We start from the raw sequence: 24,445 nt of genomic DNA, 5'->3' as shown, positions 1-24,445 counted from the left end.
GGCCTCAACCACGGTGATCTCGCTGCGATATACTCGTTGAATTACGTCTAGTCGTTTCTCGTCTTTCATTGTCAGGGTTGTCATCCTTCCACCCTGACATAATTACGTTGCCGTTAACCCCTGACATAATCACTTTGCTACAACAAGCCCGCTACGATACGTTGATAGCGTTGCCAAAAGGAGCGAATCTGGGTGACGCACTCGTCAAGGCGATGGACGCCATCGAGCGCGACTTCGAGCCGCTGCTCAATCAACTCCCCAAGGAATACACCAAGTTCGAGAACTCCCTGCTCGAAGACCTGCTCCGCGTTTTCGACAGCGAGACGCTGCGCACCGCCAGCGGCGATGTGTTCGGGCGCATCAACGAATACTTCCTGATGAAGTTCGCCATGCAGGGTGCCCAGGACAACGGCGAGTTCTTCACCCCGCCTTCGCTGGTTCAGACCATCGTCAACGTCATCGAGCCAGACCACGGTACGGTGTTCGATCCCGCCTGCGGCTCGGGCGGTATGTTCGTTCAGTCCAGCTACTTTATCGAGCAACGCGGCCAAAGCGCGACGCACCGGGCGACCTTCTTCGGCCAGGAAGCCAAGACCAGCAACCTGCGCCTCGCGAAAATGAATCTCGCCGTCCATGCGTTGGAGGGCGACATCGTCGAGGCCAACACGTTTTACGAAGACCCGCACGAACTGTTCGGCAAGTGCGACTTCGTCATGGCCAATCCGCCGTTCAACGTGGACAAGGTGGACGCCGAGAAGGTGAAAGACGACCGCCGGTTGCCGTTCGGTCTGCCGGGTGTGAACAAGGAGAAGAAAGTCTCCAACGGCAATTACCTGTGGATTTCCTACTTCTGGAGCTATCTGAATAAGACTGGCCGCGCCGGATTTGTCATGTCGTCGCAGGCCAGCAGCGCCGGGCATGGTGAGGCCGAAGTCCGCCGCAAAATTGTCGAGACGGGTGCGGTGGACGTGATGATTTCCATCCGCTCCAACTTCTTCTATACCCGCACCGTGCCGTGCGAGTTGTGGCACTTCGACAAGGGCAAGCCCGCAGAGGGTCGCGATAAGGTGTTGATGATTGACGCGCGGAACATTTATCGGAAGGTCACACGCAAGATTTACGATTTCTCGCCGGAACAGTTGGCCAACCTCACCTCCATAGTCTGGCTGTATCGCGGGCAATCCGAGCGTTTCATCGCGCTCGTCCAACAACATTTGGAACGCACGTTGACAGAAGCCTCCGCCATCGCGGACAAAGCCACCGCGTTCCGCCAGAGTTACGAGGCACTGGTGAATGCCACTGTGCCGTTCCTAAAAACGCTGCCCAAAGACTCGCCGTTGCGCGAATTCGTGAAAGAGCGCGACGACGCGGCGAAGTCCTGTTTCGCGGCGCTGGACAAATGGACGGCGCGTATCGCCAAGGATTGGAAGAAGTCGTGCGACTCGAAACTGTCCGCGCAGAAGAAACTGCTCGCCGATTTGGACGAACTCGCCACCGCATGCCGCGACTTAGTCAAAGACGTTGACCTGGTTTTCAAACTCGCGGCGCGGGTCGTGGACGCAACGGAGAAGGACGCCAACGCGAAGGAGCACGAAGCCTGGGACGGTCGCGCCATTGGCAGGCTGGAGAAGGAACTGGACGCGCGGCGCAGGGAGACGGTGGAACAACTCAAGGCCGCCGCCTACTTCGAGCGGCAGGCGCACTGGCTGCTCTCGCGCTTTCCTGACGCGAAACTAGTGGATGTGCCCGGACTGGTGAAGCTGGTGGACCGAAAGGAAATTGAATCCGCCGACTGGAGTCTCACGCCGGGTCGCTACGTGGGCGTTGCCCCGCCGGAGGTGGATGAGGATTTCGATTTCGAGCAAACCCTGGGCGACATCCATGTTGAACTGGCTGACTTGAACAAGGAAGCCGCCACTTTGGCGAAAACGATTCAAGAAAACTTCGATGGGCTTGGAATATGAGCAAGCTATTGCCCACCGATTACGCCGCGCTGTTGGCCGAGGTGAAAGCACGTGTCCTCGCCGCCCAGTATGACGCGCTGCGGGCGGTCAACAAGGAACTGGTGGGGCTGTATTGGGATATTGGCCGCTTGATTTCCCAGCGCCAGGCCGGCGGTTCGTGGGGAAAATCCGTCGTTGAAAAACTCGCCGCCGACCTGCAAGCGGAGTTTCCCGGCATCAAGGGTTTCTCCGTTCAGAACGTGTGGTATATGCGCCAGTTCTACCTGGCCTACCACGCCTCCGAAAGACTCCAACCATTGGTTGGAGAAATCAGTTGGGCCAAGAACATCGTCATCATGGCCCGCTGCAAAGACCTGCTCGAACGCGAATTCTACCTGCGGATGACCGCCAAGTTCGGCTGGACCAAGGCCGTGCTCATCCACCAGATCGAAAACCAGAGCTATGAGAAAACCCTCCTCGGCCAGACGAATTTCGACCGCGCCCTCACCCCGGCGCTGCGCGCCCAGGCCAAACTCGCCGTGAAGGACGAATACACCTTTGACTTCCTCGAACTCGGTGACCAGCACAGCGAGCGCGAACTGGAGCGCGCCCTCATTGCCCGCATCGAAGATTTCCTGCGCGCGATGGGCGGGCGGTTCGCTTTCGTTGGCAGCCAGTTCCGGCTGGAGGTGGACGCTCAGGAATACTTCATTGACCTCCTCCTGTTCCATCGCCACCTGAAATGCCTCGTGGCCCTGGACTTGAAGATTGGCGCGTTCGAGCCGGAGTTTGTCGGCAAGATGCAGTTTTACCTCGCCGCGCTGGATGCCCAGGTCCGACTCAAGGGCGAGCACGCTTCCATCGGCATCATTCTCTGCAAGGAAAAGCGCCGCACCATTGTCGAGTATGCCCTGCACGACGCCCGCAAACCCATCGGCGTGGCCACCTATCGCACCGTCAAACGGCTGCCCGGGAATCTGAAAGGACAACTGCCCTCGCCCGAGCAAATCATCAAACTGCTGGAAGCCGCGCCGTGAAACCTACCCGGAGCGACATCCACGTTGAGCTGGCCGACTTGAATCAGGAAGCCGTCGCGCTGGCGAAGCAGATTCAGGAAAACTTTGAGGGGTTGGGAATATGAAGTGGCCACAAGTGACCATTGAGGGAATCCGCGCCACGACTCGACATTCGCTTGTTGGTGGACCATTCGGCTCTGATTTGACGACACGCGACTACGTGGATGAAGGCGTGCCTGTCATCCGAGGTGCAAACCTTCCCGACGACTGCTCATTCAAGGACGACGATTTTGTGTTCGTGCGAGATGAAAAAGCTGATGCCCTCATAGCCAACAACGCTCATCCCGGAGATGTCATTTTTACCCAGCGCGGAACTTTGGGACAGGTGGGACTCATTCCGACCGAACCAAGATTTCCAAGATACTTGGTATCTCAGAGTCAAATGAAACTTACCGTTGACCCGGCTAAAGCTGATGCACGGTTCGTTTTCTATTTTTTCCGCCACCCGCGAACTGTGCAGTCCATCAAGAACCGGGCGATTACTTCAGGCGTTCCGCACATCAATCTCGGAATTCTTCGTGAGTTCGAGTTGCCGCTGCCGCCGCTCAACACACAGCGCGAAATTGTCGCGACCCTTTCCAGCTACGACGAGATGCTGGAGAACAACCGGCGGCGGATGGGGTTGTTGGAGGAGGCGGCACGGCTGCTTTACCGGGAGTGGTTCGTCCGCCTCCGCTTCCCGGGCCACGAACACATCCGCCTTACCAACGGCATCCCGGAAGGCTGGGAACAAGAAACTCTCGGTGACATATGCTCGGACATTCGCGAAACCGTATTGCCGGAAGAACTCGAACCGGACACGCCTTACATCGGTCTTGAACACATGCCGCGCCGTTCGATCTCCTTGACGGAATGGGGACAAGCCGAAGCCGTCACCAGCACCAAGCACCGTTTCAAGACCGGCGACATTCTGTTCGGCAAGATTCGGCCATACTTCCATAAAGTCGGCATCGCGTTCACCGATGGCGTTGCGTCGTCCGACGCGATTGTGATTCGCCCGTCCACGGATGAGCTACGGAGCTTTGTACTGACGACGGTTTCCAGCGACAAGTTTGTCGCGGAGGCTTCTCAGACCATGCGCGAAGGTTCAAAGATGCCGCGTGCTGACTGGAAGCTGATGACGAAGTTTCCCGTGGCTCTGCCGCCGAAGGGATTGCTGACAACCTTCACTGAAACGGCCACGGCGATTACCGACCAACTGCGTAACCTCTGTTTCCAGAACCAAAAACTCCGCGCCGCGCGCGACCTGCTGCTGCCGCGGCTCATGAGTGGGGAGATTGCGGTGTGATATGGAACTCATCGCGTGCAACTTTGAATGTTTTCCAATTGGCTCGCCTGCCGATCGGCTGCTTGGGCCATTGATTGCCGGTTTGAACGAGGTGCGGTTCCCCGTGACGGTGGGCGCACGAAACAGCCACCAACTTACCTACGATTTTGATCCACGGCTTGAGGCCAGACTGCTCGCACAAGGAACAATTCAAGCGGAATTCAAGCTGCCGCCGCATATCAAACAGAAATACGACTTCGCTTTCTCGTTTGGCGACAAACAAGTCGTGGTGGAGGTAGAGAAGGCGAATTGGGAGAAAATACTGCGCGACCTGTTGAAGTTCCACACCTACTTCCAGCACGGCGCGGATTTAGCACTGTAGTTCCTGCCGAAGAACTACCCACATTCCCATGGCGAGCCGGACAACTTCGAGGCCGGGAGGAAACTCTACAAGCAATGTCTTGAGTCCGGTTTCGGACAGGCGTCCACCTTCGAGCGCATTTTACTCGTCGGGTACGGGCAATTCACAATGGATGGAGAACGGTTCACTTCCGCAGCCCGTAACCGATTGAAGGAAGAAATGAAAATCACCAAAATTAAAACCACGCGCTGAATCATGGCTTTCACCGACATCAACAGCGAAGACCGGCTCGTCCAAAAGACCTTCGCTGATCATCTGCAAACGGTGCTCGGCTGGGAGAGTGTATATGCTTGGAACGATGAGACGTTCGGGCCGGACGGCACGCTGGGGCGGGCCGATACCAAGGAAGCGGTGCTCACGCACGACCTGCGCGCGGCGCTCTTCCGGCTGAATCCGCAGTTGCCGCCCACCGCCATCACCGAGGCGGTGCAGGCGATGACGCGGCATGATTTCTCTCGCTCGCTGCTTCAGCACAATCAGGAATTTTACAAGTTCATCCGCGACGGCGTGCCGGTGAGCTACAAGGACGCGCAAGGCCGGCTGCGCGAGATCCGGGCGCGGGTGATTGATTTCAAAAACGGGCTGGGCGCGGACGGCAAACCTAACAATCGATTTCTCGCTGTGCGTGAGTTGAAGCTCACCGGCCTGCGCACGCCGGGCTATAACCGCCGCGCGGACCTCGTCTGCTTCGTCAACGGGCTGCCGCTGGTGTTCATCGAGTTGAAAGCGGTCTACAAAAATATCCGCGCCGGCTTCGACGGCAACCTACGCGACTACATGGACGAACACGTCATCGCCCATGCGTTTCATCACAACGCCTTGCTCATCGTCAGCAACGGCCATCGCGCCCGCTACGGCTCGATCACCAGCGGATGGGAACATTTCGCCGAGTGGAAAAGGCTGGACGAGGACGACCGCAAAGGCAGCGTGGACGCGGAGCGGCTGCTCAACGGGATGCTTGCGCACGATCGGTTGCTCGACCTGGTAGAGAATTTCATCCTGTTCGATGACAGCAAACCTGGCGCGACGCGAAAAGTTCTCGCCCGCAATCATCAGGTGCTCGGCGTCAACAATGCGGTGGAGTCGGTGCAGTGGCAGGAGGAATTGAAGCGGCAGTTCCCGCCTGAGAAGCGCCTCACCTATCGCGTCGTCGAGCTGCCAGTTTTGCTCGCGGCAGAATCGGTTCCCGGCGATCAGAGTCATTCTTCGGATGTGGCAGTCCAATCTCCCGAGGAGCAGGAGTCTATGCGCATGCTCAATGTGGTCGAGTCTGCGCATCCCGACCTCGGCAAGCTGGGTGTGTTCTGGCATACGCAGGGCAGTGGCAAGTCGTATTCGATGGCGTTCTTCACGGAGAAGGTGCGGCGGGAAATCTCCGCAAAGTTCACTTTCCTGTTGATGACTGACCGCAACGACCTGGACAGCCAGATTTATCGCACGTACGTCGGCGCGGGAGTCGCCAACGAAAAGACGCCACGCGCCGCAACTGGTGAGGATCTGAAACGGCTGCTCAAACAAAACCATCGCTACATTTTTAGCCTAATTCACAAGTTCAATCAGGACGTGAACCCGCGAGAACCTTACAGCACGCGAGACGACATCATCGTGATTTCGGACGAAGCGCACCGCACCCAGGCCGGCAAGCTCGCCCGCAACATGCGGCTGGCGCTGCCCAACGCGGCGTTCATCGGCTTCACCGGCACGCCGTTGTTCAAGCACGATAATCTAACCAAGCGCATCTTCGGCAGTTACGTTTCTCGTTACGACTTCAAACGCTCCGAAGAAGATGGCGCGACAGTGAAACTCGTTTACGAAAATCGCGGCGAGAAGTTGGGAATAGCTCGGCTCGACCTTAACGACCGCATCGCCGACGCCATCGAGAAGGCCGAACTTGACTCGGACAAGGAAGCGTTGCTGGAGAAATTGCTTGGGCAGGATTACGAAGTTATCACCGCCGACGACCGGCTGGACAAGCTCGCCACCGATTTCGTCGAGCACTGTGCGACGCGCTGGGAATCCGGCAAGTCCATGCTGGTGTGCATTGATAAGATCACCTGCGGGCGGATGTATCAGCGCATCATCCCGCGCTGGCAGGCGAAGCTAGCAAAGGTGCAGGCGTTGATTCCGCAGAAGGCAGTAGAGTTGGCGGCGCAAATGGAACAAGACCAGCGCGACGCGGCGGTGAAGGAGTTGGCATGGCTCCAAGGTCAGGGGAAGTGGATGGCAGAAACGCTGATCGAAATCATCATCAGCGAAGGACAGAACGAAGTCGCTGATTTCAAGAAATGGGGCGTGGACATTATTCCGCACCGCCTATTGATGAAACAGGGATTTGAAACAGCCGACGGCAAACGGGTAGACGTGGAGACAGCGTTCAAGAATCCAGAACACCCATTTCGTATCGCCATCGTCTGCGCCATGTGGCTCACCGGCTTCGACGTGGAGTGCCTCTCGACGCTCTATGTGGACAAGCCGATGAAGGCGCACACGCTCATGCAGGCCATCGCACGGGCGAATCGCGTCTACCCCGGCAAAGATTTCGGACTCATCGTGGACTACAACGGAATGCTCAAGAGTTTGCGCGAAGCTCTGGCGCAATACGCTCTCGGCGAGGACGGCGACGGCGAGGAAGAAATCGTCGCGCCCATCGAGGAGCGTATAAGTGCGTTGCTATCGGCTATCGAAGAGACGGAGAAACATTTGCGCGAGCTGGGATTCGAGCCGAACCGGTTGACGGGCGCGAAAGGCTTCACGAAAATCGCCGCCCTCGCGGACGGCGCAGAGGCGGTTGTCAATGCCCGCGACGAAGGACGGCGGCGGTTCGAAATTCTGGCGCGGCAAGTCTTCATCCGCTTCAAGGCTTTGGTGATGGAGCCGCCGGCGTTTACCTACGCGGTGCGCCACGACAACATCGAGGCGATTTACAAGAAGCTGGAGGAGCGCCGCGACACGGCGGACGTGACGGACTTGCTCAAGGAGTTGCACCGGATCGTCAATGAAGCCATTCGTGCCGCCGCACCGGGCGACGATCAGAAAGAGGCGAAGCTGTTCGATATGAGCACGATCGACCTTGAGAAGCTGCGCGATGAGTTCGCCAAGAAGGTGACACGGAAGGCGTCGGCACTGGAGGACATCCGGCAATTAGTCGAAAAGAAGCTGGAACAGATGCTCGCGCGCAATCCGCTGCGGATGGATTTCTACAAGAAGTATTCCGAGATCATCGCCGACTACAACCGCGACAAGGACCGCGTGACCATCGAAGAAACGTTGGCGCTGCTGGTGAACTTCATGAGCGGTCTGGACGCCGAAGACCGGCGCGCCGCTGAGGAAGGTTTGAGCGAAGACGAATACGCGCTGTTCTGCCTGTTGCAGAAAGAGAACCTCACCAAAGCCGACCGAGAGAAGGTGAAGCTGGCGAGCCGGAGTCTGCTGGAAGCAGTGACCAAACTCATCGCTCAGCGTGAGCGCTGGACGGAAAAAGAGCAAACACAGGCGGAAGTGGAAGTGCTCATCTCTGACCACGTTTTTTTCGAACTGCCAAGCCCGCCTTTCACCGACGACGAGAAGCAGAGCATGGCCAAGCAAGTATACCAGCACGTCTGGCAACAGAGTGCGAGCGGGAACTTTGGATTGGCGGCGTAGTGTACGGTTGCGGCCCTGGCCATTCTTTCTTGCGCGACTATTTCAATATCAAAAAAAACCGCGCGCTGGCCTAAGCCGTGACGCGAATTATTTAGCTCAGCTTGGCGACTGCGTCGCGGATGCGGGCGCAGCCTTTTTCGATGTCTTCGAGCGAAGTCGCGTAGGAAAAGCGAATATGTTCCCGGGAGCCGAAGTCTTCGCCGGGGACGCCGGCGACTTTGGCTTCGTCGAGCAAGTAGTCGGCGACATCGCAGGGCGAGCCGAGTTTCTTGCCGTTGGCGGTTTTGCCGAGCAGTCCAGCGATATTGGGAAATACATAGAACGCGCCTTCGGGTTTGAGGCAGCGAATGCCGGGGATCGCATTCAACTTGTCGACGATCACGTTACGCCGTTTTTGAAACTCGCGCACCATCATGGCAACTTCATCTTGTGGTCCGCGGATCGCTTCCAAGGCCGCGGCTTGAGCGATCGACGTCGGGTTCGACGTGCTCTGGCTTTGGATTTTCGCCGCTGCCGCAATGACATCGCTCGGGCCGATGGCGTAACCGATGCGCCAGCCGGTCATGGCGTAGGTTTTCGATACGCCATTGATGATCAGAGTGCGCTCGCGCAGCGCCGGACAGAGCGCGACGAGATTGTGAACTTCAAAGCCGTCGTAAATAATTTTTTCGTAGATGTCGTCGGCGAAAATTAAACAGTCGTGCTTTTCGAGCACCGCGCCAATGGCCAGCAATTCGTCGCGGCTGTAAGTGGCGCCGGTGGGATTGCATGGACTATTCAATATAAACACCCGGGTCTTGGGCGTCAGCGCGGCTTGGAGCTGTTCCGCTTTAATCCGAAAGCCGGTGGCTTCCGTGGTCGGGATCAACTTGGGCGCGCCGCCGGCGAGCAGCGCCATGTCCGCGTAGCTTACCCAATAGGGCGCGGGAATTAGCACTTCGTCGCCGGGGTTGACCACCGCTTGAAGTAAATTATAGAGCGAATGCTTGGCGCCGCAGCTGACGATGACGTCTTCTTTACGATAGCTCAGGCCGTATTCTTTTTGATATTTATCGCTGATCGCGGCGCGCAACGGTTCGATGCCTTTGACATCGGTGTACTTGGTCATGCCTTTGCGCAGCGCTTCCACCGCCGCGGCTTTGATGTGTTCCGGTGTGTCGAAGTCGGGTTCGCCGGCGGAAAAGTTGACGACATCGACGCCTTCGGCGCGCAGTTTTCCCGCCTTGGCGGCGATCGCCAGAGTGACCGATGGTTTGATCAGCGCTGTGCGTTCAGCGAGTTTTGTCATGGCGCGGTTCCTTAACGCTTAAATTTATCGATGAGCTTGACGAGCACGTTGTCCGGCACCATGCCGGAAACGTCGCCGCCCAAACTGACGACTTCTTTGACCAGGCGCGAGCTGGTGTAAAATTCCGATTCGCCGGTCATCATGAAAAAAGTTTCGAGTTTCGGCTTCAGCCGATGGTTCATCATCGCCATCTGAAATTCATACTCGAAATCGGAAATCGCGCGCAGGCCGCGAATGACGACCGTCGCGCCTTTGCGCTCGGCGTAGTCGACCAACAAGCCTTGAAATGAATCCGCGGTGACCCGTTCGCCCAGTCCGGCGAATACTTCTTGGACCATGGCAATGCGTTCTTGCAGGGAGAAGAGCGAGCGGTCTTTGTCCGGATTGGTGGCGATGGCGACGACCACCTTGTCGAACACGCGCAGCGTGCGTTGGACCAGATCGACGTGGCCGTTGGTGATCGGGTCGAAGGAGCCGGGATATATTGCGATAGCGTTGTTAGCCATGTTTGCTTTTGTCCTTAGATCGATAACTGAGCGCTAGGTTGGTTAATAAAAAACGACAGCAGAGTATCACCATAACGGCGTTGGTCATTCAAGACGAGCTCGCCGTAGCGCGTCTCGACGGTTTCTCGCGCGCTATGTTCCGCCACCACTTTGCCGCCGCCGCGCAGCAAGTGAAATTCACCGATCGCCTTGAGCGTCGCGCCGACCCATTTGCGATCGTAGGGCGGGTCGAGAAAGATCACATCGAAGCTCGCGCCGGTTTGCGCCAACTTGCGTAGCGAACGCGCCACCGGAGCGATCCACACTTGGCTGCGCTGATTCAAATTGAGCAGCCGCAGGTTTTCTTTGATCGCCGACGCCGAGCGCGGCGATTCGTCGACTAAGATTGCTTGCTCGGCGCCGCGGCTCAGCGCTTCGATGCTGACGTTGCCGCTGCCGGCGAACAAATCAAGCACGCGCAGGCCGGTGAAATCATGGGGCAAAATATTGAACAGCGACTCCTTGACCCGCGCCGCGGTGGGGCGGACGGATTGTCCCTTGGGAACTTTTAAGCGCCGTCCGCGCGCCGCGCCGCCGATCACTCGCATGGGGTTTCATTCATGGAAATATTTCGCTGTGCCGAATTGCCACTGGCGCGGCGCGCTCAATCGTCCATGGTCAAAATGATCTTGCCGAACTGTTGGCCGGCTTCCAAGCGCGCTTGCGCTTCGGCGGCGTCTTGCAACTTGTAAAGCTTGTCGATGACCGGCTTGGTGCGCGACTGCGATATGAACTCCCGCACTTGGCGAAACTCTTCACGGGTTCCCAGAGTTGAACCGAAAATTTTTAGATCGTTCCAAAAAATCCGCCGCAAATCGGTTTGCGGCGTGGCGCCGGCGGTGGCGCCGCAGGTAACCAGCCTTCCGCCTTTGGCGAGGGACGCCAAACTTTTCACCCAACTTTCGCCGCCGACGCAATCGACCACCACGTCGACGCCGCGCTTGGCGGTGAGATTTCTCACTTCCTTGGCGAAATCGGCTTCGCGATAATTGATGCCATGGGCGGCGCCGAGTTTTTGTGCTTGCTCCAGCTTCGCCGCGCTACTCGATGTGACGATGCTGTGCATGCCGATGGCGGCGGCGAGTTGCAACGCCGCGGTGGCGACGCCGCCGCCGATGCCCAAGATCAAAATCGATTCGCCGGCTTTGACCTGGGCATTGGTCACCAACATGTGCCAGACGGTGATGAACACCAACGGAAACGCGGCGGCTTCAGTAAATGACAGTCCGGCCGGAATCGGAAAGCAATTGCGCGCCGGCACGCGCACGTATTCGGCATAGGTGCCGTGTTCGCGTTCGCCGAGCACGCGAATGCGCACGCACATCCATTCCCGGTCGGTGACGCAAAACTCGCACTGGCCGCAGCCGCTCGGCGGATAGAGACAGACCGCGTCGTTGAGTTTAAGATTTTTGACTTCGCTGCCGATGGCGACCACCACGCCGGCGCCGTCGCCGCCGAGAATGTGGGGAAACGGCACTTCAATGCCGGTGAGACCGCGACGAATCCAGATGTCGATATGGTTGAGCGCGGCGGCCTTCAGTTTGACGATGACGTCGCCGGCGAATTGCAGCTCGGGGTCGGCGCGCTCTTCGTAGCGCAGTTGATCGACGCCGCCATGCTGATGAAATTGTACCGCTTTCAGAAAAAACCTCGGATAAAATTTATTTATTGGGGTAGCAGGATCGTTGGTGAAATTCAAAGGGGCGGCGAAACATCGCTGACACCGCTTGCCGATCGCGACGTGTCGTCGAGGGGCGGAGTTCGGCTACGCCGAGAAGGAAGTGCCGCAGCCGCAGGTGGCGGTGGCGTTGGGATTGCTGAACTTGAAGCCGCCGCCGTAGAGACCCGATTCGTAGTCGATGACCATGCCTTGGAGCAGCGGCGCGCTGTCGCGGTCGATATAAACTTTGACGCCGCTCCATTCGAGCACGGTGTCTTCGGGTTTTTGCGCTTTGTCGAAGTCGAGCTTGTAGGAGTGGCCGGAACAGCCACCGTCGGTGACCGCGACGCGCAAACCTTGTCCGGCGCGATTGTCGCGGGCCAAGAGCTTGCGCACCTGTTCGATGGCGCTTTCAGTTAATTTTAGATCTAAGGCTGTGTCGGTGTTGTCCATGGCTTTGTTCCTGATGCTTCTAAGGTTAGTGCCGGCTCGGCTGTAAGTCAAGGTAAGCTTGCTTATTAGCCAATTACTTCAGCGTTCGAACAATGCTTGGACGAAGCTCGCGGCATTGAAAGGCTGCAGATCGTCCACGTCTTCGCCGACGCCAATATATTTCACCGGCACGCTGAGTTCCTCTTGAATGCCGATGATGACGCCACCCTTGGCGGTGCCGTCGAGCTTGGTCAAGACGATGCCGGTGATATCCGTCGCTTCTTTGAAGACGCGCGCTTGCTGCAAGCCGTTCTGGCCGGTGGTGGCGTCTAGGACCAAGAGCGTTTCATGGGGCGCGTCGGCTTGCTCGCGCATGATCACCCGGCGGATCTTTTTCAGTTCTTCGAGCAAATGTACTTTAGTATGCAAACGGCCGGCGGTATCGATCAGCACCACGTCGACGTCGCGGCTTTTCGCCGCTTGAATGCCGTCGAAGACCACCGCGGAAGGATCCGATCCTGCTTTATGCTTGACCACATCGACACCGGCTCGCTGGCCCCAGATGTCGAGTTGCTCGACGGCGGCGGCGCGAAAAGTATCGCCGGCGACGAGCAAAACTTTTTTACCCTGAGCGCGGTATTGGGCGGCGAGCTTGCCGATGGTGGTGGTCTTGCCGACGCCATTGACGCCGAGAAATAGCACCACCCAAGGCTTCACCGACAGCGGCGCGAGCTTGGGCGCGATCGCCGAGCCTTCGAGCATGTCGGTCATCGCCGCTTGCAGACGCGCGGCCATTTCCAGGCCTAAGTCTTGGTCGCCAGCGGGCGCTTGGCGGCGCAGCACGGCCATTAACTTTTCAGTCGCTTTGACTCCGACGTCGGCGGTGAGCAAATTTTCTTCCATGGCGTCGAGGGAACTTTCGTCCCACTGACGATTTTGAAAGATCGTGCCAATCTTTTGCACCCAAGTTTCGCGGCTCTTGGTTAGCCCTTGTTTGAGTCGTTGAAAAAAAGAACCTTCGGCCATGCTCCGATTCTGTTGGAAGCTTGACCGAGAGTCAAACGTGGGGGAGAGCAAAAAACGCGCGCGGCGTGAACGGCGGACGGAACGATGCGCCGGCGCGCGGAGAGAATTATTGCATGCGCACGGAGACGACTTTGGAAACGCCCGGTTCGGCCATCGTGATGCCGTAGAGCATCTCGGCGGCCTGCATGGATTTTTTATTGTGTGTGACCATGATGAACTGCGAATACTCGCTCATCTCTTTGATCAAGTCGTTGAAGCGGTCGATGTTGGCGTCGTCGAGGGGCGCGTCGACCTCGTCGAGGAAGCAGAACGGGCTCGGCTTGGTCAAAAAGATCGCAAACAGCAGGCTCACGGCGGTCAACGCCTTTTCACCGCCGGACATGAGCGTGATCGATTGCAGTCTTTTGCCGGGCGGCTGGACCACGATGTCGACGCCGGTTTCGAGATAATCGTTCTCGTCGGTGAGAACGAGCTTGGCCTTGCCGCCGCGGAATAGGCGCGGAAAGATCGCTTCGAATTTCTCGTTGATCTCTTCGAAGCTTTCTTTGAAGCGCAGCCGGCAGAAACGATTGAGCTTGACGATGGTCTGCTGCAAGTCGGCCATGGATTTTTCCAGATCGTCTTTTTGCTGGCTCATGAACTGGAAGCGGGTGGTCAGCTCTTCGTACTCGCCGATGGCCGCCAAGTTGACTTCGCCCATGCGTTCCAGGCGACCGCGCAGATCGTCGATCTCGCTTTGCAAATCGGCTTTCACCGGAACTTCTTCGCCGAACTCAACGCGTAACGTCGTCAGGTCGCTGTCGTACTTCTCGCGCAAATTGTCGGCCAGATGCTGCAAATGCAGCCGCTGTTCGCTGAGCGCCAGATGCAAGCGATTCTTTTCCTCCTGGCAAGCTTCGCCCTGGGGACGCAGCTCTTTGATCGCTTCGCCAATCTCGGCCAAGCGCATGGAGATAGCGCGGTACTCCTGACGATCGTTCTGCAGCCGTTCTTCGATAAGTTTAAGTTCACCGCGGCTCTGTTCGAGGGCGCGCTCGGTTTGCGCCAACCCTTCATCGATCTCGCCCCGTTGGCGCTGGCAGTCGGCGAGACGTTCTTGGCGTCCGGTAAACTCCTGGCCGGTTTGTTCTTGCAGCTTGATCCGATTGGCCAAATTGACATGGGTGTTGTCGCGCTTTTCACCCAGGGCGGCGTTGCGGATGCGCGATTGGGTGACCGCCGCTTCGGCAGCTTCCAAGGCTTGGCGCACGGTGGTGAATTCGCTTTGTTGGCGATTGAGCGACTGTTCGCGTTGCAACTTTTCTTCGGCGCGGCTCTCGGTCATGCTCTGGCAACGCGCGATTTCGTCTTCGAGTAGCTGAATCGTCGTGCGCAGTTCGCTTTGCTCCTGGCTCAAGGCGCGCACGGTCTGGGTTAAGCGGTCGAATTCCTGGCTGGCGCTGCGGTTTTCCGCTTCGAGCCGCACCCGTTCGAGTTCGAGGCGGTGAATCTCGCTACCCAGCAAGGTTTTCTTCGTTTCGGCCTCTTCGAGTTGTTGTTTGACGGTTTCACATTCGCGCTCTTCGAAGGGCAGGCGCGCTTCCAGTTCGCCGAGCACGTTGCTGAGTTCGCGCATGCGCCGGCGCTGGGCCAAAAAACTTCTTTCCAAAGGTGCGCCGCTGCCGCCGGTGACGATGCCCATGGGATCGATGACTTCGCCGTCGGGGGTGACCAGTGTGCTGTAATAACCGTTGCGGTTCCACAGCGCGATGCCGGCCTGTAAATCGCGCACGATCATGACATCGGAGAGCAAATATTCGGCGACGTCGCGGTAGCCGTCTTTGATCGAAATCATTTCCAGCAGCGGCGCGACCACTTCGGCCTCGCCCAAAGGCAACTCTTTGTGCTGCTTGCGGGTCATCTCGCGGGGAATGAAACTGCTCCGGCCACGGGCTTCATTCTTTAAATACTCGATCGCTTCGATGCCTTCTTGCTGGCCTTTGACGATGACGTATTGCAAGCGGTCGCCGAGCACGGCGGTGAGCGCTTTTTCGTAGCTTTCCGGCGCTTCGATCACTTCGGCGACCAGACCGTAGACGCCTTCGTCATCGGTCTCCTGCTGTTTCTTGAGCATGATCGCGCGCACGCCTTCTTGATAGCCTTCGTAGTTGCGCTGCAAGTCTTCCAAGGAAACTAGTCGTGAATGGTTCTCTTGGATCTGTGCCTTGAGGGCGGCGATTTTTTTATCCTGGCCGTCTTTGGCTTGACTGAGCGATTGAATCGCGGCGCTGACTTGCGCGGCATCGAGAGTGCGGTCCCGTAGGTCGTCGAGGCAGACCGCCAAGGCGCTGGCACTGCCGCCGCGCTGAGTTTCGCTGGCGCTCAATGCCTCGGTAGCTTGGGAAAAGTCGGTTTCGCAACGGCCAAATTGGTGGCTGATTTCGCTGTGGCGTTTTTCCTTGGCCAAGGCGTCGTTGCGCAGATAAGCGATCTGATTGGCGCAATCGATGAGCGCATCCTTTTCACGCTCGATCTCGCTTTGTAGACCGTGTATCTCGGCTTGCAGGTTGCCGAGCTGGCTTTCTTGATCGCGCAGAAAGGTCTCTTCGAAGAGCGACAGTTGAATGAAGCTCTCCTGGGCTTTGGTCAGTTCGGCGATTTCCTGCGCCAGCGTCTTGGTGCGATCGTCGAGGGTCAATAACGCCGCGCGGGTTTCGTTTTCGCTCTGTTCTAGTTGCGCTAAATCTTTGCGGTAAAATTCGCATTTCTGCTCGTCGGTTTGGATCTGGGTGCGCCGGCGATAGACTTCTTCCTGCTGCAAACCGATGGCCTGGTCTGCTTCCATCAAGGCCAGCCGTACCGATTCGTTTTCCGCTTCTTTGCGGTGCAGCGCGGCGAGGTGTTCGGCAAACTGATTCTCGACCTCGGTCAGCTGACCTTCTTGCTGCGCGATCTCGTGTTGAAACGCATCGCGCTGCAAAACCGAGTAGGCGAGTTCCTTGTCTTTGAGCTCACTGCGCAGCCCACGATAGCGCTCGGCCTTTTTCGCTTGCAGTTCCATGGAGCGGATTTGCCGCTCGATTTCACGGACGATATCGGTGACGCGCAAGAGATTTTGCTGGGTGCGTTCGAGTTTTTTTTCGGCGACGATCTTACGGCTCTTATATTTGCTAGTGCCGGCGGCTTCTTCGATCAAGGCGCGCCGCTCTTCCGGTTTGGAATTGACCAGCTCATCGACTTTGCCTTGCTCGACGATGGAGTAGGCCTTGCTGCCAACGCCGGTGCCCAAGAACAGCTCGACGACATCTCTCAAGCGGCAGTCGACTTTGTTAATGGCATATTCCGATTCGCCGGAACGAAACAGCCGGCGAGTGACCATGATCTCGCTCATGTTGGCGTACTCGGCCGGTCCCCGGCCATCTTCGTTGTCGAAGATGATCGATACTTCGGCCATGCCAGTGGGCGGCAGACTATCGCTGCCGGCGAAGACGACGTCTTCCATCTGGTGGCCGCGCAGATGGCGGGCGCTCTGCTCGCCCATGGCCCAGCGCAGGGCGTCGACGATATTCGACTTACCGCAGCCGTTCGGTCCGACCACCGCAGTGATGCCAGGATTCAATTCGACAATGGTCTTTTGAGCAAAAGACTTAAACCCAATCATTTCAAGGCGTTTTAAGCGCATAGGTGAATCTAATAGAGGCTTATTTAAAGCGATTTTTTTCGGACTAAATTTAACGGCAATATTTCACAGTGGCGGAAGGGTGTCAAGAATTAATCACAAGATACAGTGGGGGCTGTGGATAACTCACCACAATATATGGATGGCGTGCGCCGTTTGTCCGGAGAAATCCACCTGGATTGATGGCCATGCGCAAACCAGAAACCGGGTCGACTGATTTTTTGCCGCGGGCGCTAGCCGACTAGCTTTCCAGCAGTTCGGTGTTCCAGTAGGAGACGTCAATGGTGTTGAGAAATGGCATCCATTCCTTGTAGCGGGACATGCTAAAGGTCTCCTGCATGAATGGCGTCCATTGCGGCTTGAAGGGCTTACGGATCAGCGGCATGGCCGCTTGCTGCGGCGTGCGGCCGCCTTTGCGGTGGTTGCACTCGTGGCATGAGCAAACGACATTTTGCCAGATCGATGTCCCACCCTGAGAGCGTGGCACGACATGGTCGAGGTTGAGTTCTGGGCGTGGCAAACGTTGACCGCAATATTGGCAGGTGCATTTGTCGCGTGCGTAAATATTATAGCGGCTAAAACGCACCTGGCGCTTGGGCACGCGGTCGTAGGTGACGAGTAAAATGACTCGGGGCACGCGGATGACGCGATTGACCATGCCGACCGTTTCATCATGGGTGGAAATCGATAGATCGCTCCAGCTGTCGAAATCGAATGTTTGGTACTGTTCGTTAACGGCGCGGGCGATGCCTTGATAAAGCAGCACGAAGGCCCGCCGCACCGAGGTGACATGGATCGGCAAATAGGAACGATTGAGGATGAGTACCTTGGTGTTGAGAACGGTGAATGTGGGCGCGCTCGCCGCAAAACTCATAATCAGCTTTCTCGCTAACGTTGAAGCCTATATGATCCGTCGATATTCTGTTCAAGGTATCCGGCAGTGCTGTCAATGTCAATTCGCCGCAGCCCGGATTGGAAAAAGCTCCCTTGCGGTCGTGGATTTTTTACTTTATAAGCTTAGCTAGCTGCATTAGTGCTCCCTTGGAGACCGTCGCTGTGGTTTAAGCGATCCGCGTCAAATTATCCCTCCAACGTTCACTGAGTTAGTTTTATTCTTAGCGCCATATGAAACAGGAAATTTTCATCAATTCTACCCCGCAGGAGAGCCGCATCGCCATCGTCGAAGACGGTCTTCTCGCCGAATTCCTCATTGAAAGAAAAGAGGAAATGGGCGTTGCCGGCAATATTTACAAAGGCAAAGTCGCGCGCGTGCTGCCCGGCATGCAGGCCGCCTTCATCGAGATCGGCATGGAAAAAGCCGGCTTTCTCCATGCCTCGGATTTCTCGGAACCGGATGAAGTGCATCTCGGCGGCGAGGATGTCGAGTTCGAAGAAGCGCCGCCCAAGCCCCAGTCGTCGCGTCGCTTGCCGCTGGAAAAACAGCTTTCACGCGGCGAGGAACTCTTGGTGCAAGTCGCCAAGGATCCCCTCGGCACCAAGGGCGCGCGGGTGACCTGCCATATTTCGTTGCCCGGCCGTTACATGGTTTTCATGCCCGGCACGCGGCACATCGGCATTTCCCGGCGCATCGAAAGCGATGAAGAGCGCAAGCGCTTGAAAGAAATCGCGCAATCGTTGGGAACCGAGAGTGGCGGTTTCATTCTGCGCACCGCCTGCGAGGGTTTGAGCAAGCGCGAGATTCAGCGCGATCTTTTGTTTCTCACCAAACTTTGGGCCGGTATCCAGCAAAAAGCCGAAAGCGCCAGCGCGCCCGCTTTGATCCATCAGGATCTCGACCTGATCGCGCGCACGATCCGCGATTTTTTCACAGCCGACACCGATAAGGTGGTGATCGATTCGCCCAAGGATCATCGCCGCGTGGTCGAGTTCGTCAGCCACTTCATGCCGCGGCTGAAATCGAAAATCGTTCTCCACGACGACAAGGAGCCGCTGTTCGAGCAACAGGCGATCGAAGAAAAAGTCGTCAAGGCGTTGGACCGCCGCGTCTGGCTGCGCTCCGGCGGTTATCTGATCATCGAGCGCACCGAGGCGCTCACCGCTGTCGATGTGAATACCGGCCGCTTCGTCGGCAAGCGCAGCCAGGAAGAGACCATCTTCAAAACCAATCTCGAAGCGGTGCAGGAAGTGGTCCGTCAGCTGCGCCTGCGCAATCTCGGCGGCATCATCATCATCGACTTCATCGACATGGAGAAAGACGGCAACCGAAAAAAAGTTTACGACGCGCTCAGGGATGCGCTCAAGAATGATAAAGCGCGCACCAATATTTTAAAGATCTCCGAACTCGGCCTGGTGGAAATGACCCGCCAGCGTACGCGTGAGAGTTTGGAAAATCAGCTGCTGCGCTCCTGTCCCCATTGCGAAGGACGAGGCCGGATCAAATCCGCGCCGACCATCGCCTACGATGTGCTGCGCGCGATCAAGCGGCGCTATCCGATCGTTGACAGCGGCAAGAACATCGTCGTGCGTTTACACCCCGACATCGCCAACTTTCTCTACGACGAAAAAAACAACAGCCTGGAAAACCTCGAACGGGAAATCAACCACCGCATCATCATCAAAGCCAGCCAAGAACTGCACCACGAGAAATACGAAATCACCGAAGCGTAAGGCTTCGGTGATTTGGCCGCTAAGAAGGCAAAACAATCGTCGGAGCGCAGCGTGCTGCGCCCCGATACCGGTTTGTGCGACCGTCTCTCGTAACTAAGTCAGTGCGCTTTAGTTCCTGTGAAACGCGACTTTCGCTGTCGCGCTGTCTAGTGCGCAGGATCGGTCGGTGTTTGACGTTGGCGCCTTCTTTCTAGTAAGAAGCTATTGCTTCCGCGTTCTATACGGTCAGTCTATTCACCCGAAAACTTGAATGGAACGGTAGTCATGGTCGTTGTTGATTCCCAAGGGTTGATGGTCGCGATCGGGATTTGGATCGGCTTCGGCGCGATTCTATACATCCTGATTGAATCCGAAGCGTGGCTGACGACTTTTAAAATATCATGGCTGGTTACCGGCGGCAGCGTTTTTATTGTTTACGCGTTGATCAATGCCAGCGGTTCTACCTATTCGACTTTTGTATCGTCTGTACAGCCCCCAGTCGCCCCGCTTCAAGCGCCAAAGCCCAAGGCCAAAATTCTAGCTTCGTTGGTTCCGTACGATGGACCAAAAATCAAATCGAGTAACGCCCTTGAGGCCCAGTTTATCGACGATGGCAGTGGCAGCGGCAAAGCATTGGTTAACGATATTGCGACTCAGCAGCTCAGAGGCACTTTTACGACGATAAAGCCGGGCGCGACCGATTGGCCCAAACCAAAAATCTTGGATCGCGCCACTCTGAACAAACTGCAAATTCTCAGCGATCGGCCATGGATCATTTCAACTGTGTCGAATGCAGATACTACGTTGGAATGTGTTTACGGCGAGACTCGCCCCCTCGGTCAAACGAAAGGCGCCTGCGGCGACACACGCGGCAATCTATATCACGTTAGATTGTTGCCCTAACTGAGTTTCAAGTCGGCGTCGTGATCGGCCATTCGAGATGGCGTCAATTCTTCGGCCAGGCGTGGATATCTGAGTCTTGGCGCAGTTTCTTGCGGTCGTAGACTTCGTAGTGCGTGAAAGCCGCGATGGGCCGGCGCGGTTTGGCTTTCGGCCAACTGCTGGCGTGGCCGATGGGCATGACCCAGAGCAGTCTTAGCTCACTCGGCACTTGGAACAGTTCTCTCAACTCGGGCTCGACTTCTTCGCGTACCGACACCCACACCGTGCCTAGATTCATACTGGCGGCGGCGAGCATCATTTGTTGCACCGAGTTGGCGATGCTCGCTTGAAATAGTTTCTCGCGGTCGGCGGGTTGGCGGGTCGTGAGATAGACTTGCTTGCTGCGCGCTTCGCCGCAGGCGAGCACGAGCACGCTGACGTCGCCGACGTAATCTTTTTTCAAACCTTTGTAGTGCACCGGGTCTTCACGCTTGCGGTCGCGCCATTCTTGCGAATAAATTTCGCGCACCTGTTTCATTTTCTTGCGGTCGCGGGTAACGACGAACTCCCAGGGTTGAGTGTTTGCCCCCGACGGCGCCCAACGCGCGGCTTCCAAAATTGTTTCCAGTTGCTGCACGGAAACCTTGCCGGCTTTGTAGACGCGCACGCTGCGGCGGTGTTGGATTATTTCTAACAGGTTATCGGTGTCCATGTTCGACTTTCAGGAAACATAAACGCCGCCGTGACTTGGCGCCGCGGCGGCGTGATAGAAGATTGAGACAAACAGATTGCGCTTAATGATATTCGGCGTGGGGCAGCGGCTTGGCTACCGCTTCTTCAAGCGTGGTCGCGCGGTTCCATTCGTTGGCGGGCCGGCTTTTGCCGTCCGTGCCGACTTGGTCCATGGTCGCGTAGATTTCGATCTTGTAGCCGTCCGGATCGTAGAACTCGACGCCGGGATTGCCGCCGGGGCCGCGCCGGCCTTCGTAGAAAATCGTCACGCCTTTTGATTTGAGAAATTCACGGATCTTGAACAGCTCCGAGACGCTGCCGACTTCGAACGCCATGTGGTCGAAGCCCAACTGGCCGCGCTTGGGCAATTCATTTTTGTCGGTTGCTTCCATCAAGGCGATGGTGTGGTGGTCAGTGGCGGTGCGGAAAAACACCATGCCGCCTTCGTTCTTGTCGGAAAATTTGAAGCCCATGATCTCGGTCCAGAACTTCATGCTCCGTTCCAAGTTGCTCACCGAGTAGACTACGTGGCCGAGCTTCTTGACGGCGATGGGACTTTTTCCGTTTGCCATAAATTTTATCCTTACTACTTTGTTTGTGTTTGAGTGAGGGTTTTCTACCATAGAAAATGGCTTGAGACAAATAGGAAAATCCCCCTCGTTCCGCCTTTTCCAAAGGGGGAGGGTGGGAGCGCGCGGTTACCAATAATCCTGTTCAATGCACTAACTTGCTCACGCGACAACGCTGGCCGCGATGGGCCACCGACGCGCTGATCGGATCGACGTCGGAGTTGTCAATCAGTAGATTGGCGTTGGCGCCGTTGGGGCTGAACGGATCGTGGCCGGCGAGATTCAATTCTTCGCAGCCTTGCCACCAGCCGTAGACCGTTGTCACGACATCTGCGTGCAGAGCATCGTTGAATTTCGCTTTGAGTCTGACCTTGCCGCTCTTGGTTTCAAGTGAAATCCATTCGCCGTTGGTAATTCCCTGTGCCTGCGCAACGCGCGAATGCATCTCGACGAACGGTTCGGGAACGCCGCGTCGCAAGTTTGGAATGTTGCGGTGTTGTTGGTCGCAGAAATGGATGTCGCGGAAAAAAGTCAGGGTTAGGGGATATCGATCGTTCGATTCTGCTTGCGCTGCGAATTGTGGCAGAGGCGCGTATCCAGCTGCTGCGAACGGTTTCGAGTAGATTTCGATCTTACCCGACGGCGTGTCGAAACCGCGCGGCTTGCCGCTCGTCGCATCGAACGCTGCGTACTTTTGATAACGAGTCGAGACGTTGGCTCTCACACCAAGGGGATTCTGTTTTAGTTGTTCAAGCGAAATGCTTGCCGGCGCGAGTTGATGAGCGAGCGCGGCGTCCATGTCGCCGTCGAAGAATTGTTGAGTCAGCCCTAGACGTTTGGCTAGGTCGAAGATGATTTCCATTTCAGAGCGCGATTCAGCAATCGGTGTCGCAACTGCGGGACGCAGCTGGCACCAGTTGACCGTGTCCTCGGCGATTTCGAACGAAGGCAGCAGTGCTGCGCGCTCCCAGCAGGTCGTTGCCGGCAAGATCAAGTCGGCGAAGTTGGCGCTGGGATTGAGCGTCGTGTCGACGTGAACGTAAAAGTCGAGGGCTTCGAAGGCGGCTTTGCCGCGCAATGGACCGCCGTGGCCTAACAGCGGATCGGTGCCAAATAAGACCGCGGCTTTTACGGGATACGGTTTACCGGTGAGGATCGCGTCGTAGACTTCCGCGGCCTGAACGATTCCGGGATCAACCGGCGGGCCGAGGGGATGTTTTTCACTGCCTAGGCGCAGCACCGCCTGCGCTTGGGACAGTAGTTCACGCCCCGTGATCGAATTCGTTGGCGTCGCGGCGAAAAGCACATTGCTGCCACGCCGATCGTATTGGCCGGTGAGAGCGTAGAAGATGCAGACGGCGCGGTTGGTTTGCATGGCGTCGTGGTCTTGTTCGAGGCCGACCCAGGTGCAGTAGCTTGACGGTTTCTCTTTGGCGAACAGCCGCACCGCTTTTCTGACTTCTTTGGCTGGCACCGTGGTGATGGTTTCGGATAATTCCGGCGCGTAGGGCGCGGCGGCTTCTTTGAGTAATTGTAGGACGGGCCGGTACTCCAGCGATTTCCCGTCGGCGAGCTTCACAGTGACGCTGCCAAAGAGTGCGGCAGAACCCATTCCTGGCAGCATCTGCCCGTTGTCGCTGCGAACCAAGCAGGTTGCGTTGGTCCAGGTACGTGCGAAGTCGGCGTCGAAAAGGTCTTCTTCGAGCAGCACATGGATCATCGCCATTGCCAGCTCGCCGTCTGTTCCCGGCCGGACGCGGAGCCAGCAATCTGCCTTCGCTGCCAACGTAGTTTTTCGTGGGTCGATGACGATCAGCTTGGCGCCGCGATTGCGCGCGCGACTGATTCGCATCGCCTGCGCCGGCGAAGTCGCCGGAGGGTTGATGCCCCAGATGAGCATGCACTTCGTGTTGTCGAAGTCGGGCAGCGGCATGGTGCTGCCGTAGGTGTATTTCGATCCTACACGGCGGTTCCAGGTGCAGATGTGATTCGATGTTAGAAGATTGGGACTGCCGAAGGCATTCGCCAAGCGTTGCAGCCAGCCGTCGAAATCGATGGCGGAGCTGCCCGCCGTGGTCGCGCGGGAAAAAATCACGGCTTCGGCGCCGTGATTGTCTTTGATGTCAGTTAGTCGTAACTGGGCAAGATTGAGGGCTTGCTCCCAAGCGATGCGCACCCAGCCGGGATTGGGGTCGCCTTTGGCGCGGGTGCGCACCATGGGAAATTGCAATCGATCTGGCGCGTAGACGATTTGTGGCGCGGCGCTGCCTTTGACGCAGATGCAGCCGTTGGGATGATCGGGGTCGGCGTTGACGCTGATCAATTTGCCATCCTCGACCGTGGCGATCACGCCGCAGCGCGAAGTGCACATGGCGCAGTAGGTGTGGAGGGTTTCGATCATGATGGCGAATTGTCCCTGCTGGAATCGGAGGGTGTATTCACCACGAAGGACACGAAGAGCACGAAGTTCGGAACTTTAATCATCCGAAACCTTCGTGTCCTTCGTACTACTATAGTTGAAAATTTGCGCAGCTCGCGCAAATTTTCCGGAAGTCGAAGACCCTCGGGTTCGGAAATTTCTCTCGCCAAGGCGCAAAGACGCCAAGTTCGGAAAAAAAGAATAACAGTCCACAAACAAATTCGCTTCCTCTTCTCCGATCTTAGCACCTTTGCGTCTTTGCGAGAGATATTCCGAGA

18 protein-coding genes are annotated in these 24,445 nt (G+C 57.0%); 7 read left to right on the top strand and 11 right to left on the bottom strand.

The features are described 5' to 3' along the window. Positions 1-29: 29 nt before the first annotated feature. The 5 genes from EXR70_10060 to EXR70_10040 all read left to right on the top strand — a co-directional run bounded on the left by EXR70_10060 (position 30) and on the right by EXR70_10040 (position 8,349). A complete protein-coding gene (locus EXR70_10060; protein MSP38821.1) occupies positions 30-1,964 on the top strand; it encodes an SAM-dependent DNA methyltransferase in 1,935 nt (644 codons plus the stop codon). After that, the gene (locus tag EXR70_10055) at positions 1,961-2,980 is read left to right on the top strand and encodes a DUF1016 domain-containing protein (protein ID MSP38820.1); all 1,020 of its coding nucleotides are present in this window, start codon (positions 1,961-1,963) and stop codon (positions 2,978-2,980) included. The genes EXR70_10060 and EXR70_10055 overlap by 4 nt, the downstream gene beginning before the upstream one ends. A gap of 100 nt (positions 2,981-3,080) precedes the next feature. Then, positions 3,081-4,307 (top strand): restriction endonuclease subunit S, encoded by a 1,227-nt coding sequence (locus tag EXR70_10050; protein ID MSP38819.1) that lies wholly within the window; start codon positions 3,081-3,083, stop codon positions 4,305-4,307. 1 nt (position 4,308) lies between these two features. Next, positions 4,309-4,668, top strand: coding sequence for a hypothetical protein (locus EXR70_10045; protein MSP38818.1), 360 nt, complete (start codon positions 4,309-4,311; stop codon positions 4,666-4,668). A gap of 234 nt (positions 4,669-4,902) precedes the next feature. After that, positions 4,903-8,349, top strand: a complete 3,447-nt coding sequence (locus tag EXR70_10040; GenBank protein MSP38817.1) for a type I restriction endonuclease subunit R — start codon at positions 4,903-4,905, stop codon at positions 8,347-8,349. Positions 8,350-8,440: 91 nt separating this feature from the next. Here EXR70_10040 and EXR70_10035 read toward each other — a convergent pair whose 3' ends face one another. The 8 genes from EXR70_10035 to EXR70_10000 form a co-directional block, all read right to left on the bottom strand. Next, the gene (locus tag EXR70_10035; protein MSP38816.1) at positions 8,441-9,637 is read right to left on the bottom strand and encodes a pyridoxal phosphate-dependent aminotransferase; all 1,197 of its coding nucleotides are present in this window, start codon (positions 9,635-9,637) and stop codon (positions 8,441-8,443) included. An 11-nt stretch (positions 9,638-9,648) separates the two neighbouring features. Then, positions 9,649-10,143 (bottom strand): pantetheine-phosphate adenylyltransferase, encoded by a 495-nt coding sequence (locus tag EXR70_10030; GenBank protein MSP38815.1) that lies wholly within the window; start codon positions 10,141-10,143, stop codon positions 9,649-9,651. Positions 10,144-10,157: 14 nt separating this feature from the next. Next, on the bottom strand, positions 10,158-10,730 hold the full coding sequence (gene rsmD / locus EXR70_10025; GenBank protein ID MSP38814.1) for a 16S rRNA (guanine(966)-N(2))-methyltransferase RsmD: 573 nt from the start codon (positions 10,728-10,730) through the stop codon (positions 10,158-10,160). A gap of 56 nt (positions 10,731-10,786) precedes the next feature. After that, entirely contained in the window at positions 10,787-11,881 is a 1,095-nt protein-coding gene (locus EXR70_10020; protein ID MSP38813.1) for an alcohol dehydrogenase, read from the bottom strand. A gap of 66 nt (positions 11,882-11,947) precedes the next feature. Continuing rightward, complete coding sequence (locus EXR70_10015; protein ID MSP38812.1) at positions 11,948-12,295, bottom strand: iron-sulfur cluster assembly accessory protein; 348 nt, start codon at positions 12,293-12,295, stop codon at positions 11,948-11,950. 78 nt (positions 12,296-12,373) lie between these two features. Beyond that, positions 12,374-13,300, bottom strand: a complete 927-nt coding sequence (gene ftsY, locus EXR70_10010; GenBank protein MSP38811.1) for a signal recognition particle-docking protein FtsY — start codon at positions 13,298-13,300, stop codon at positions 12,374-12,376. A 106-nt stretch (positions 13,301-13,406) separates the two neighbouring features. Beyond that, positions 13,407-16,961, bottom strand: coding sequence for a chromosome segregation protein SMC (gene smc / locus EXR70_10005; GenBank protein MSP38810.1), 3,555 nt, complete (start codon positions 16,959-16,961; stop codon positions 13,407-13,409). Between the two features lie 238 nt (positions 16,962-17,199). Then, a complete protein-coding gene (locus EXR70_10000; GenBank protein MSP38809.1) occupies positions 17,200-17,832 on the bottom strand; it encodes an HNH endonuclease in 633 nt (210 codons plus the stop codon). 251 nt (positions 17,833-18,083) lie between these two features. On the opposite strand from EXR70_10000, the gene EXR70_09995 reads away from it, so the two are divergent. Both EXR70_09995 and EXR70_09990 read left to right on the top strand, forming a co-directional pair. After that, the gene (locus EXR70_09995; GenBank protein ID MSP38808.1) at positions 18,084-19,586 is read left to right on the top strand and encodes an Rne/Rng family ribonuclease; all 1,503 of its coding nucleotides are present in this window, start codon (positions 18,084-18,086) and stop codon (positions 19,584-19,586) included. A gap of 264 nt (positions 19,587-19,850) precedes the next feature. Continuing rightward, complete coding sequence (locus tag EXR70_09990) at positions 19,851-20,468, top strand: hypothetical protein (GenBank protein ID MSP38807.1); 618 nt, start codon at positions 19,851-19,853, stop codon at positions 20,466-20,468. A gap of 43 nt (positions 20,469-20,511) precedes the next feature. Here the strand turns inward: EXR70_09990 and EXR70_09985 are convergent, their stop codons facing one another. From EXR70_09985 to EXR70_09975, 3 genes are all read right to left on the bottom strand, one after another. Beyond that, complete coding sequence (locus EXR70_09985; protein ID MSP38806.1) at positions 20,512-21,159, bottom strand: hypothetical protein; 648 nt, start codon at positions 21,157-21,159, stop codon at positions 20,512-20,514. Between the two features lie 82 nt (positions 21,160-21,241). After that, positions 21,242-21,802 (bottom strand): glyoxalase, encoded by a 561-nt coding sequence (locus EXR70_09980; GenBank protein ID MSP38805.1) that lies wholly within the window; start codon positions 21,800-21,802, stop codon positions 21,242-21,244. Positions 21,803-21,893: 91 nt separating this feature from the next. Continuing rightward, positions 21,894-24,149, bottom strand: a complete 2,256-nt coding sequence (locus EXR70_09975) for a molybdopterin oxidoreductase (GenBank protein ID MSP38804.1) — start codon at positions 24,147-24,149, stop codon at positions 21,894-21,896. Positions 24,150-24,445 lie beyond the last annotated feature (296 nt).

It is taken from the genome of Deltaproteobacteria bacterium (genome assembly GCA_009692615.1).
Lineage (GTDB): Bacteria > Desulfobacterota > Binatia > UBA9968 > UBA9968 > DP-20.
This window is presented reverse-complemented; position numbering and strand designations above follow the sequence as displayed.